At 69.7% G+C, this 12,824-nt stretch carries 9 protein-coding genes; 6 read left to right on the top strand and 3 right to left on the bottom strand.

Annotated elements, in window-relative coordinates; translation table 11 throughout:
• Positions 1-46 precede the first annotated feature (46 nt).
• Entirely contained in the window at positions 47-514 is a 468-nt protein-coding gene (locus DMB66_RS10880; protein ID WP_125803920.1) for a hypothetical protein, read from the bottom strand.
• A 37-nt stretch (positions 515-551) separates the two neighbouring features.
• On the bottom strand, positions 552-2,051 hold the full coding sequence (locus DMB66_RS10875; RefSeq protein ID WP_158647201.1) for a cellulase family glycosylhydrolase: 1,500 nt from the start codon (positions 2,049-2,051) through the stop codon (positions 552-554).
• Positions 2,052-2,530: 479 nt separating this feature from the next.
• On the opposite strand from DMB66_RS10875, the gene DMB66_RS10870 reads away from it, so the two are divergent.
• Entirely contained in the window at positions 2,531-5,626 is a 3,096-nt protein-coding gene (locus tag DMB66_RS10870; RefSeq protein WP_125803918.1) for an amino acid adenylation domain-containing SDR family oxidoreductase, read from the top strand.
• Here the strand turns inward: DMB66_RS10870 and DMB66_RS10865 are convergent.
• The gene (locus DMB66_RS10865; RefSeq protein WP_125803917.1) at positions 5,572-5,907 is read right to left on the bottom strand and encodes a hypothetical protein; all 336 of its coding nucleotides are present in this window, start codon (positions 5,905-5,907) and stop codon (positions 5,572-5,574) included. The two genes, DMB66_RS10870 and DMB66_RS10865, sit on opposite strands and share 55 nt — an antisense overlap.
• Positions 5,908-6,208: 301 nt before the next feature.
• Between DMB66_RS10865 and DMB66_RS10860 the strand changes: the two genes are divergently transcribed.
• The 5 genes from DMB66_RS10860 to DMB66_RS10840 all read left to right on the top strand — a co-directional run bounded on the left by DMB66_RS10860 (position 6,209) and on the right by DMB66_RS10840 (position 12,818).
• Entirely contained in the window at positions 6,209-6,853 is a 645-nt protein-coding gene (locus DMB66_RS10860) for an ATP-grasp domain-containing protein (protein WP_158647200.1), read from the top strand.
• Between the two features lie 112 nt (positions 6,854-6,965).
• On the top strand, positions 6,966-8,444 hold the full coding sequence (locus tag DMB66_RS10855) for an ATP-binding protein (RefSeq protein ID WP_125803915.1): 1,479 nt from the start codon (positions 6,966-6,968) through the stop codon (positions 8,442-8,444).
• Between the two features lies 1 nt (position 8,445).
• Positions 8,446-8,931, top strand: a complete 486-nt coding sequence (locus DMB66_RS10850) for a response regulator (RefSeq protein ID WP_125803914.1) — start codon at positions 8,446-8,448, stop codon at positions 8,929-8,931.
• 3 nt (positions 8,932-8,934) lie between these two features.
• Entirely contained in the window at positions 8,935-10,860 is a 1,926-nt protein-coding gene (locus DMB66_RS10845) for a response regulator (RefSeq protein ID WP_125803913.1), read from the top strand.
• A gap of 155 nt (positions 10,861-11,015) precedes the next feature.
• The gene (locus DMB66_RS10840) at positions 11,016-12,818 is read left to right on the top strand and encodes a bifunctional diguanylate cyclase/phosphodiesterase (RefSeq protein ID WP_158647199.1); all 1,803 of its coding nucleotides are present in this window, start codon (positions 11,016-11,018) and stop codon (positions 12,816-12,818) included.
• The last annotated feature ends 6 nt before the right edge of the window (positions 12,819-12,824 follow it).

The following is a 12,824-nucleotide window of genomic DNA, read 5'->3' as shown; positions in this document are numbered from 1 at the left end:
GGGCATCAGGCGCCATGGCCCCGGTTCGTTCAGCGGGGCTCAGCCATCAGGCTGTCATGTCTGACACGAGGCGGCCGCAGTCGCCGAACACCCCGGTCGGCACGTCGAGGAAGCAGAGCTTGAACTTTATTTCACTGCCTTCGCGGAAGTCCTTGTTGCACCAGCCGTTATTGCCCGTGCCGCGCTTCTCGACGCAGGCGCCGTGGCGGTACATAGTGCCATCACTGTTGTAGTTGAACCAGTACAAGGCGGCCGACAGGCCGTCGCGCTGATAGTCGCTCACCCAGAACTTGTCACCGACCGGGTGGAAGCATCCGGCGATGCCGCTGAGTGGCTGGCCCCCGGCCACCGACGTGCAGTTGATGTACCCGTCCTCGTCGCCGTCGGTCGTGTAGTTCCACTCGAAAGCGTTGACCGCCGACGCGGTGGAGGCGGCTACCGGCGTCAGGATCGCGGCGCAGCTCAGCGCGATCACGGTGAATATTCTTCGGAAGAACATGGTGGTGCTTCCCATCTGGGTCCCCTTGAAGCGGCTGTGAGTGGGCAGAGCGTCAGGACGTGACATCGATCCGGTCGGCGGCGATCACCGTGCCGGTCGAGGCCGTGTTCTTGCGGCCGGTGTTGCGGACCTTGATCAGGTGGGTGCCGGCGGTCAGCGTGGGTGAGGTGTAGGACAGGTGCTGCTCGGCGCGGGTTGCCGCGTAGAAGTCGACGTCGACTTCGGCGCCGCCGTCGATGCTGACTGCGGCGATGCCGTGGTGGCTCGCGACTGCGGCGTAGAGCTGCACCTTCGTGCCGGTGAACGAGAAGGTGTAGTAGCTACCGGCGGTCTGCGTGAACCGGTCGTCGCCGTTGAACTTCGCCGGGTCGGCGCTGGCCGCCCACGTCCCGGAGAACGTGTAGGACTCCTCGTCGTACCTACCCACCCCGGGCGGGCCGTCGGTCGGGTCGGTCACGCCGGGCAGGTCATAGCTCTTGGCCATCGCCATGTAGGAGTCGGCGGGGTAGATGGTGGCATCAGAGTCGGCGCAGTTCTCGGTCTTCGTGGTGCGGTAGGACCAGGCCAGCACGCCCGTGGCGCCGCCGTTGAGATACGCGTCGAACTTCTGCCGGAAGACATCGGCCCGCGCCGCGCGGCTGCGGCAGCCGGCGATGGTGTCGGCGGCGGCCACCCCGACCTCGCCGACGTACAGCGGCTTGTCGAGCGCGTTCATCCCCTCGATCGCCGGCTCGAACCAGCCGGAGACGATCGTGTGGCTGTTCTGGTAGTCGTAGTCGTACTCGTGGAGCGAACCCGCGTCGATGTCGGGCCCGCTGTGCACATAGGCGTAGTCGTTGGTGCCGTCGACATATGCGGCCTGCGAGCCCGACGACACCAGGTGGTTCGGGTCGAGCGACTTGATGATCGCGGCGGTCTCGTCGAAGAAGGTCTTCATGACCGTGTCGGACGAGGCGCCCTTCGGCTCGTTCATGAGCTCCCACATCGCGACCGCCTTGGAGTCGCGATAGCGCGGCACGACCGAACGCACCCAGGTGAGGTAGTCGCCCCGGAACCCGCCGGCGTAGAAGGCGGCGTCGTGTCCGTCATCGGCGCAGTAGTTCGCCCCGTCCGCCAGCGCGAAGATCACCATCTGGTTGTGTCGCTCGGCCGCGGCGACCACGCGGTCCACGACCTCGAGCCCGAACGGCTTGAACGCCCAGGTGCGAGTGATGCTCTTGGGCCGCAGCGACGCGAAGTAGGCGTCCAGCCCGGCCTCGGAGGTATCGGTCAACGCGCCGTCGCAGCCGGTCAGCCCGAACGCGTTCACACCGACGAACTTGTACGGCTGGCCGTCGAGCATCAGCTGACGCCCGCTGCGGGTGAGGAAACCGTGGTTGGGCGCGTCCGCGGCGATCGCGGCCGACTTCGCCGTCCCGGCCGTCGCCGGCGACGGACCCGCCAGGCCGGTTACCGCGACTACGGTGCTGAGGAGAACGATGATTCCCCGGTACGTCCTGCGGAACCCCCCGCGCGATGGTCGCGCGGATCCGCGATTCCGTTCATGCGTCACTGTATTTCTTCTCCCGCTGTCTGCGTTTCGATGATGTGGTGCCGGCCTGCTGACCTGATCGCGGCGGAGCAGGCGCCTCGTCCGGTGCGGGTCGCGCGGATCCTTCGGCGTGCGCGGTGCCCGGCCCACCCCCGTATCGCTTACCGGGCCGGACACGGCCATCGCCTCGTCGGCCCCGTTCCGCCTCGAGAGCGTCGCAGGGGCGCCCCGACGGCTCGGCTGTGGAATTGCTGAGGCGCAGGTCAGCGGGGCACCGGGCCGGGCATCGCCGCTTTCACCGCACGGCTCGAGGCGGCCGCTCCCGCCTGAGCCGGCCGCGGACGAGCGTGACTGCGGAAGCCTGTCGGATCAAGGACAGCGCCGCGGGAGGTGGGATGACCTGCAGGAAACTGGTGGTGCTCGCTAGATCGGGTCGTTCCACCCGGTCCGGGGAGGACCTGCCAGCCGGGGCCTCTCCGTCCTGACCCAGTGGAGGTGCCGTGACGGGCTTCGTGTTGCCTGCCGGCCCCGAAGGTGCCGGCGGCTCGGTGGAGAGATGGCGCGGCGTCCGCACCGCGTATCCGGCCGGCAAGACCATTCCCCAGTTGTTCGCGGCCTGGGCGAGTCGCCGCCCGGCCGCGCCCGCGGTGCGCGACCTGGGCAGGGAGCTCACGTACAGCGAGCTCGACGAGTGGTCGGACCGGGTCGCGTGGGCCCTGCTCGACGCCGGTGTGCCGCCGGGAGAGCCGGTGGGGTTGCTGGGCCAGCGGTGCCTGGAGGCGCCGGTGGGCGCCCTGGCGATCATGAAGGCCGGCGGCGCGTACGTGCCCCTCGATCCCGCGGATCCTGCCCCACGCCGCCGCGAGCTGGTGCGGGAGCTGGGCATCAGCCGGGCAGTGGCGCTGCCCGGCCACGCTTCGGATCTCGGCGGGCTCACGGTGCTGCCGGTCGGCGAGTTTCGGCGAGGACCGGGCCGAAGCCGCCCGGAGGTGCCGGTGCGGGCGACGGACCCCGCCTACGTCCTGTTCACCTCGGGGGCGACCGGGGTGCCGAAGGCTGTCGCGGTGGCGCACCGGTCGGTCGCGCGCCTGGTCATCGACACGGACTATGTGGCCTTCGGCCCGGACGACCGGGTGGCGGCCACGGGCTACCTGCCTTTCGACGCGTCGGTTTTCGAGTTCTGGGGCGCGTTGCTGAACGGCGGATGCCTGGTGGTGGTGGATCAGGACACGCTGCTGGACGCGACGCGGATGCACCGGCTCCTGGTGGACGAACGCATCGACGTGTTGTGGTTGTCGGCCGGAGTGTTCCACCATCTCGCCCGGGTGCGGCCGGACATGTTCCAGACTGTGGGGTTTCTGATCAGCGGTGGCGACGTGCTGTCTCCCGAGGCGGTGCGGGAGGTGCTCCGGGCCGGTGGACCGGGCCGACTGGTCAACGGGTACGGCCCCACGGAGAACACGACGTTCTCCGCGACGTACCGGATCACCCACGCCCCGCCCGACCTCGCCCGCATTCCGATCGGCCGGCCGATCGCCAACTCCACGTGTTACGTGGTCACCGACGAGGGGGCCCTGGCCGAGACGGGTCAGGAGGGTGAGCTGTGGGTCGGCGGTGACGGCGTCGCGCTGGGCTATGTCAACGACCCGGAGCTGACTGCCCGGCGCTTCGTGCCGGATCGGTTCGGCGGTTTGCCGGGCGGGCGGGCGTTCCGCACCGGGGATCGCGCGCGGTGGCTGCCGGACGGGACGCTGGAGTTCCTGGGACGGCGGGACCGCATGGTCAAGGTGCGCGACTTCCGGATCGAGCTGGACGAGATCGAGGCCGCGCTGCGTGGTTGTCCGGGAGTGGGCGACGCCGCCGTGGTGGTCGCCGAGTCACCCGGCGGCAAAGTGATCGAGGCGTTCTACACCTCGACGCTGGGAGCCGGCACGGGAGCGGACCCGGGCCGGCTGCGGACGGCGCTGGGCGGCCGGTTGCCGGCCTACATGCTTCCGGGCAGATACGTGCCGGTGCCGCGGATGCCGTTGACCGCCAGCGGGAAGGTGGACCGCAACCAGCTCGGCGGCGGCGTCCGCTTGCCCGCCGTGACCGCGCCGACGCCGCCCGGTCGCGCGGCCGCGCCCATCGAGGCGGGCCTGGCGCATCTCTGGGAGGAAGTCCTCGGCGTCGACCGGGTGGCCGCGGAGGATGACTTCTTCGAGCTGGGCGGCAATTCCTTGCTGGCGGCCACGATCTTCGCGCGGCTGCGCACGCTGTTCGGCGTCGGCCCGGGGCAGAGCCGGTTCCTGACCCGGCGCCTGCTGACCGATCCCTCGCTGCGTGCCTGCGCGCTGGCCGTCCAGGAGGCGCGAGACGAAACCCTCACCCGGGACGACGCGGGGGACGACATCGACTGGTGGCGGGCCGCCTCGGTCGAGCTGCCCCGGCCGGCCGTCGCCGCGCGAACCGTTTCACCGGTGCCCGAGGAGATCCTGCTGACCGGGGCCTCCGGATTCCTGGGCACCTACCTGTTGCGCCGCCTCCTGGAGCACACCGACGCCCGCGTTCATTGCCTCGTGCGGGCCGGCAGCGACGAGCAGGCCCAGCAGCGGCTGGTCGGCCAGCAGCTCCGCTACGGCCTGGGCGACCTGCCCACCGGGCGGGTGGTCGCGCTGGCCGGGGATCTCGGGCAACCCGCGCTGGGCTGGGCGGCGGGCAGATTCTCCGAGTACGGCCGGTTCCTGGACGCGATCCTGCACGCGGGGGCCTACGTCAACTTCACCTACCCGTACGCCCACCTGGGCCCGGTGACCGTGGGTGGGACGGTCGAGCTGATCCGGCTGGCCGCCGCGCACCGCAGCGTCCCGCTGCATTTCGTCTCGACGCTCGCCGTGCTCGCCGGGTTCGGCGCCGCCGGCGTGCGGTTGGTCGACGAGGACACCGAGCTGGCGTTTCCCGAGCACCTGTACATGGGATACACCGAGACGAAATGGGTGGCCGAGCGGATCTTGTCGCGGGCCCGTGCGGAGGGGCTGCCGGTCGCCGTGCACCGGCCGTACGAGATCTCCGGCGACCTCATCAGCGGGGCCTGGAACCTGGAGAGCGCCACGTGCGCGCTGTTCAAGGTGATCGTGGACAGCGGCCTGGCGCCCGACATCGACCTGGCCCTGGATCTGATCCCGGTGGACGTCCTCGCCGCGCAGATCATCCACATCGTGATGCGGCAGGCCGGCACGTCCCGGACGTACCATCTCTCCAATCCCGCGCCGGCCACCTTGCGGGACATGGTCGCCCGGCTTCGCGCCCGCGGATACCGGATCCGGACGGCGCCTTTCGAGGACTGGGTGCCGCAGGTGGTTCGCTTCGCCTGCGATCGGCCGGACCACCCGTTCGCGCCGTTCCTGCCGTTGTGGGTGGACCGGTGCCCCCGGAACGGTCTGGTGTTGAAGGAGATGTTCTTCGCCGAGCACTTTCCCGACTTCGGCCGCGCCCACGCGCGGGCCGCGCTCGCCGACGCGGAGATCCGGGTTCCACCGGTCGACTCGGCGCTGCTGGATCACTACATCGACTTCTTCCAGCAGGCGGGTTTCCTCGGTCCCGCCTCGGCCCGATGACCCTTCCCCGGGTCGGCGTCCTGCTGGACTTCGGCGCGGCCACCCCGATGAGCATCCTGGCTGCCGCCCGCGGCCGGTATGAGGTCGTCTTCCTGTGCGATCGGGCGCTGCCGTACGTGCGCACGCTCGTCGACGAGCTGGGCGAACTCGGCGAGGTGTGCGACCTCACCGGGCTGTCCGGCGACCGGCTCGGCGACCGGGTCGCCGGGCTGCGGCTGGCCGGCCTGACCACGTTCAGCGAGGGGCAGATCCGCCGAACCGCCGAGCTCGCCGAGCGGCATGCCTTCGCCTACCTCAGCCCGTCGTCGGCGGTGGCCGTGACGGACAAGTACGTGCAGCGCGAGTTGTTCGCCCGCGCGGGGCTGCCGACCCCTCGCTGCCGCGCGGTAGCGGATCCGGCCGGCCTGGCGACCGCGGTGGCCGCGGTGGGCCTGCCCGCGATCCTCAAGCCCCGGGTGGGCGCGGGCAGCGCCCGCACCTGCCGGGTGGACAGCCTGGTCGAGGCGGCCGGCCGGCTGCGCGAGTTCCAGGCCGGGCCGGGGCCCTACGTCCTGGAGGAGATCCTGCCCCGGCGACCCGTCGGTGGCCGGGCCGGGCTTCGGCGACTACGTTTCCGTGGAGTCGGTGACGGTGGCGGGGTCGGTGCGGCACATCGAGATCACCGGCAAGTTCCCGCTGGCGCCGCCGTTCCGGGAAACCGGATATGTCGTCCCCGCGACCCTGTCCGCCGGCTGGCGGCGGGCGGTGTTCGAGCTGACCGAGGCCGCCCTGCGCGCGCTGGGTGTCACGGTCGGCGTCACCCATACCGAGGTCAAGCTCACGCCCGCCGGACCGCGGTTGATCGAGGTCAACGGGCGGCTCGGCGGCTACGTCGCCGATCTCGTGCGCCGCGCCCGCCGGGTCGATCTCGTCCGCTCGGCGTTGGCCGCCGCCCTCGGCCACGGCGTGGACATCCCGGAGCCCGGATATCGGCAGCACGCCTTTCAGTACTTCCTCACCGCTCCGATGGCGGCGACGACGCTGCGCCGGCTGGACGGCGTCGACCGGTTGTCCCGGGTGCCGGGCATCCGGTACGTGGAGGTGTTCCGGCAGGCCGGCGACCGGCTCGACTGGCGCCTGGGAACCCTGGGATACCTCGGCATCGTGCACGGCTCGGCAGCCGATCATGCCGGTGTCCTCGCGCTCGTCACCATCGTTGACGACCTGCTCACGGTCGAGGTCGAGTAGCCGCTGACCGGCATCGTTCCGGCCAATACTGATGATTGCCGCTATTCAGGTTATTCAGGTGAAATCGCCGTAGCATCTCCGTCAGCGGCAAGTACCCGGTGAGGAGCGGCGCATGTCCTCGTCAGCACCCAGCTCCGCGACCACAACCTCGCACTCCGAGCCGGATTCCTCCGACGAGCCTTCGTGGGAGGAGCCCGACCGGCCCACCGCGGCCGCGTCCGCCCCGAACTGGACGACGCTGGGAGTCGCCACCGTGGCGGCGGCCACGGTGGGCGTGCTGGCGGTGGCGATGGGTGCGGCGACCGAGCGGGCCACCCTGGCCGGACTGGTGGCCGTCGTCGCCGACTCGCTCATCCTGCTGTGCTACGGCGGGGTCGCCGTCCGGTCCGGCCGCGCGCAGCTGCGGGAACGGGCCGCCGCCGAGCTGGATGCCCAGGCCAGCCACAACCAGCTCCAGAAGCTGATCGACAACACCGCCGCCGTGATCTACATGAAGCGCGTCGACAACGGGCGCTATCTGCTGGTGAACCAGGAGTGGGAACGGCTCTTCAAGGTCGGCCGGGAACGGGTGATCAACATGACCGATCAGGGCGTGTTCCCCAAGGAGCTGGCCGACCAGTTACGGGAGAACGACCTGTGGACGGCCGAGCAGGGCCGGACAGTGCAGTTCGAGGAGACCGCGCAGACCGACCACGGATTGCGGACCTACGTCTCGGTCAAGTTCCCGGTCCTCGACAGCAGCGCCAAACCCTATGCGGTCTGCGGCATCTCCACCGACATCACCGAGTTGAAACAGGCCGAGGCGGAGGCCCGGCGGCTGGCCGCCGAGCTGGAGACCCGGGTGCGCAACCGCACCGCCGAACTGGAAGCGTCCAACAAGGAGCTCGACGCGTTCGCCTACACGGTCTCCCACGACCTCCGCGCTCCGTTGCGCTCGCTGCACGGTTTCAGCCAGGCCCTGCAGGATGACTACACCGACCGGCTGGATGACACGGGGCGCGAGTATCTGCGCCGGCTGCAGGCCAACGTGGCCCGGATGGGGCACATGATCGATGATCTCCTGAACCTGTCCCGCTCGACCCGGGTGGAACTCGGCCGGCGCGACGTCGACCTGGGCGCGATAGCGGACGAGGTCGCCGAGGAACTGGCCGCCGCCGATCCCCAGCGGCAGGTGACCCTGGTCGTCCGGGAAGGGCTGCACACGCACGCCGATCCGCAACTGCTGCGCCTGCTGCTGCAGAACCTGATCGGCAACGCGTGGAAATTCACCGGCCGCCGCAGCGACCCCGTCGTCGAGGTCTGCCGATGCGAACGCGACGACGAGACGTTCTTCGTGGTCCGCGACAACGGCGCCGGCTTCGACATGCAGTACGCGGACAAGCTGTTCACCGCGTTCCAGCGGTTGCACCCGGCCGCGGAGTTCGAGGGCACCGGGATCGGGCTGGCCATCGTGGCCCGGATCGTGCACCGCCACGGCGGCCGTATCTTCGCCGAGGCCGCACCCGACCAAGGCGCGAGCTTCTTCTTCTCCCTGGAGGGCCAAATGACCGAACGACCCGTGCAAGCCGCCCAGCCCGTCATGGCGGCCTGAGATGACCACATCGCCGAGCAGCGAGGTCCAGATCCCGGGAGCGACGCCCAGCGACGGCACCATCCTGCTGGTGGAGGACAGCCCGGACGACGTGCTGCTGACCCAGCGGGCGCTGCGGAAGAACAACATCTGCAACCGGGTCATCGTGGCCACCGACGGCGAGCAGGCAATCGACTTCCTGCTGCCGCGCGACGGCAAGCCGCTCGTGCCCGAACTGATCCTCCTCGACATCAACCTGCCCAAGATCAACGGATTGGACGTGCTGCGCGCCATCCGGGGCAACGAGAGCACCCGGTACGTCTCCGTGGTCGTGCTCACCACCTCCAACGAGGAACGGGACATCGTCAGCAGCTACAACCTCGGCGCCAACAGCTACGTGCGCAAACCCGTCGAGTTCGACAACTTTCTCGAGGCCGTTCGCGTCCTCGGCCTTTACTGGCTGCTGGTGAACCAGAACGCGGCGAGCGTCCGCACCCCGGTGGAGTAGACGATGCAGCGCTCGGCGCACTTGCTGCTGCTGGAGGACAGCGAGGACGACGCGTTCTTCATCATTCGCCACCTGCGCCACGAGGACATGGATGTGACCTTCGAGCGGATCGAGACCGCCGAGGCGATGCGGGAACAGCTCCGGGACCGGCCACCCGATCTGGTCATCTCCGACGGCAGAATGCCCGCCCTGGACGTACCCGAGGCGCTGGAGATCCTTCGTGGCACCGGCCTGGAGGTCCCCCTCATCGTCGTCTCCGGGCAGATCGGCGAGGAGGTCGCCGCCGGGCTCATGCGAGCCGGTGCGCGTGACTTCGTCCTCAAGGACAACCTGAGCCGGCTCGTACCCGCGGTCTGCCGAGAGCTCGACGAGGCGCACGACCGGCGCGACCGGCGGAAGATGCGAGCGGCCCTGGACACCGCGGAGGAACGTTTCCGGCTCGTCGCCGAGCACCTGCAGGATGTGGTGTTCCGGCTGCGGTTGTATCCCACGCCCGTGGTGGAATACATCAGCCCGGCCATCACCGCCCTGGTCGGCGCCACTCCGGAGGAGCTGACGCGGGACCCGCACCGGCTGTTGACCGCCGCCGACCCCGAGGACCGGGAGCAATTCCACGCGTCGTGGTATTCACCCCATCCGGAACGACACGTGCTGCACTGCCACCGTCCCGACGGCTGCGTCGCCTGGGTGGAGCAACGCACGATCCCGGCATACGACGACAACCACCGGCAGGTCGGTGTGGAAGGCATCCTGCGCGACGTCACCGAGCAGGTCCAGGCCGAACAGGATCGGCAAAGACTGGAACAGCAGTTGCGTCAGGCCGAACGCCTGGACTCCCTGGGACACCTCAGCGGCGGGATCGCGCACGACTTCAACAACATCCTGGGAGTGATCAAGGGATTCGCGGACCTGACCCTCGAGACGTTGCCGGCGGATCACGCCTGCCGCGAGGACATCGAATGCATCGAGCGCGCCGCGCTGCAGGGTGCCGCCCTGACCAGGCAACTCCTCATCTTCAGCCGGCTGCAGCCGGCGCAGCCCGAGGTGCTCGACGTCAACGAGGTCATCACCGAGTCGCTCACCCTGCTGCGCCGCACCCTCGGCGAGGACATCACCTTCGCCGTCGATCTGAAGCCCGGTCTGCCGGCCGTCACCATGGACCGCAGCCGCCTGGAACAGATCATCATGAACTGCGTCGTCAACTCCCGCGGTGCGATGCCCGACGGTGGCACCATCACGGTCGTTACGTCCACCGAACGGCTCGACGCCGCCGGCGCACAGCCGGAGCCCTTCGCGCACGAGTACGTCTGCCTGGTCATCCAGGACACCGGCCACGGCATGCCGGCCGACGTCGTCGAGCACGCCTTCGAGCCGTTCTTCAGCACCAAGGGCCCCGGAAAGGGCACCGGCCTGGGCTTGTCCACCGTCTACGGCGTGATCAAGGACGCCAAGGGAACCGTGGACCTGTGGTCCGAGCCGGGCCGCGGCACCCGCCTGACCATCCACCTGCCCGCGTGCCCCCAGCAGGAGAAGAGCGTGGCCGTACGCGACCGGCCCCAGCCGCCGCGGCCGGACACCCGCATCCTCGTGGTGGACGACAACCACGACATCGCCCAGGTCGCCGCCCGGGTGCTCAGCGCGGCCGGCTACGAGGCGGCGGTGCTGACCAGCCGCCAGGATGCCCTGGCAGCCCTCGCCCGATCACCGGTGGCGCTGATCCTCGCCGACGTCGTCATGCCGGGCATGAACCTGCGCGACTTCGTCGCCGCCATCCACCGCACCGGCAATGACACCCGCGTGCTTCTGATGTCCGGTTATCCCGCCCACCAGCACGAGGAGGCGGAGACTCACCCGGGGCAGCTACCGATGATCGCCAAACCGTTCGACACCATGCAGCTACTCCACGACGTACACGCCTGCCTGCAATAGCGCGCCGGAGCGACAACGCTCAGTTCCCGGCCGGAAGTGCCGATCGGGGGAAGGTGCGGAATACCCACCATTCGGACGCGCTAGCCCCGGCCGCCGTAGCAGTGCCGGAGGGGCTGGCCTCGCCGCCGGGGCCCTGGCTGCAGATGTTGGAACAGGTGATCGCCGTACAGCGGGCCGCGGTGCGGAGGGCATCCTTGCAGGAGGTCTTCGACGCGGTGACGGCCGGCGCCCACGTGTTGCTGGGTGACGAGGTCGTCGGGTTACGGCTGCTGGACCGGGCTGACCCGGGCATGTTGCAGGTGGTGTCGGTGCACGGGCTGCCCGAGGGGGTGGCCTGGCGGTTGTGGCGCGCGCCGGCGAACGGCAGCGGCGCCTCGGGCCAGGCGGTCATGCGCGACGAGGTGGTGGTGCTGGACCACTACGCCGAGTCGCGAGCCGGGATTCGGGAACTCGCCGAGAACGGTGTGTGCACGGCGATGGCCGCGCCGGTGCGTGGCGGCGGCGAGGTGATCGGCAGCCTGGTCGTGGCGTCGCGCCGGCCCGGGCGCGCCTACACCGCCGCCGACCGGGGCCTGCTGGCCGCCTTCGCGGAGCACGTCGGCGTGGCGATCACCGACGCCCAGGCGGTCGACGGCCTGGAACAGGGGTTCCGTGATCCGTTGACCGGCCTGGCGAGCCGGGCATTGTTCAATGACCGGCTCGCCCATGCTCTCGCGTGCGCCGAGCGGGATCAGATGAGGACGTCGGTTCTGACGGTGGACCTCGACCGGTTCCAGAGCGTCAACGATTCCCTCGGCCACGCCGTCGGGGATCTGCTCCTGGCCGCCGTCGGTGAGCGGTTGGCCAGTTGCGTGCGGACCACGGACACGGTGGCCCGGCTCGGCGCCGACGAGTTCGCGATGCTGCTGCACGACGTGGAGCTGCGCGACCGGGCGGTCGCCGTCGCCGGCCGGGTGCTGCAGGCCCTCCGCGAGCCGTTCCCGATCAACGGCCGGGACATCTTCATCAACGCGAGTATCGGTGTCGCGTTCGGTGTCGTCGGTCACCAGGACGCCGAGACGCTCCTGCAGTACGCCGATCTGGCGTTGCACACCGCGAAGAAGAACGGCAAAGGTCGCTACGAGGTCTTCGAGCCCGTCATGCACGCGGCCTTGAAGAAGGGCACCGACCTGGCCAGCGACCTGCGGGTGGCCGTGGACCGCGACGAGTTCATCCTGCTGTACCAGCCCATCGTCGATCTCCGCTCCGGTCTGGTCAGCGGCTTCGAGGCGCTCGTGCGGTGGATGCATCCCCAACTCGGCATGGTGCCGCCGCTGGATTTCATCCCCCTCGCCGAGGAGACCGGCCTCATCGTGCCGATCGGCACCTGGGTGCTGCGGGAGGCGTGCCGCCAGGCAGCGGAGTGGAACCGCCGCCGGCCCGCGAACGAGCCGTTGTCGATCAGCGTCAACCTGTCCGCCCGCCAGTTGCAGCAACCCGACCTGCCGCAACTCGTCGCCGAGGTGCTGGCCTCCACCGGCCTGGCCGGTAGCTGTCTGACCCTGGAACTCACCGAGTCGCTGCTGATCAACGACATCGACATCACCGTCGCCCGGCTGAAGACGCTCAAGGCGCTCAATGTCCGGCTGGCGATCGACGACTTCGGCACCGGATACTCGTCGCTGGCCTATCTCCGGCAGTTCCCGATCGACATCCTGAAGATCGACAAACTGTTCGTCGACGCGGTCGCCACCGAGGCGCCCGAAGCCTCCCTCACCGGGGCGATCGTGCACCTGGCCAGAACGCTGCACCTGTCCACTGTCGCCGAGGGCATCGAGTCCTTCGACCAGTGCGGGCCGCTGCGGGACAGCGGCTGTCAACTCGGCCAGGGTTACTACTTCGCCAAACCCCTCACCGGCACCGACGCCGAGGTCCTGCTCTTCACCAGCACGCCCGCGACCACACCCGGCGCGGCCTGACCGGCC

It is taken from the genome of Actinoplanes sp. ATCC 53533, from assembly GCF_003947245.1.
Note: the sequence above shows the minus strand (reverse complement) of the source record. Positions and strands in the feature narration are given on the sequence as shown.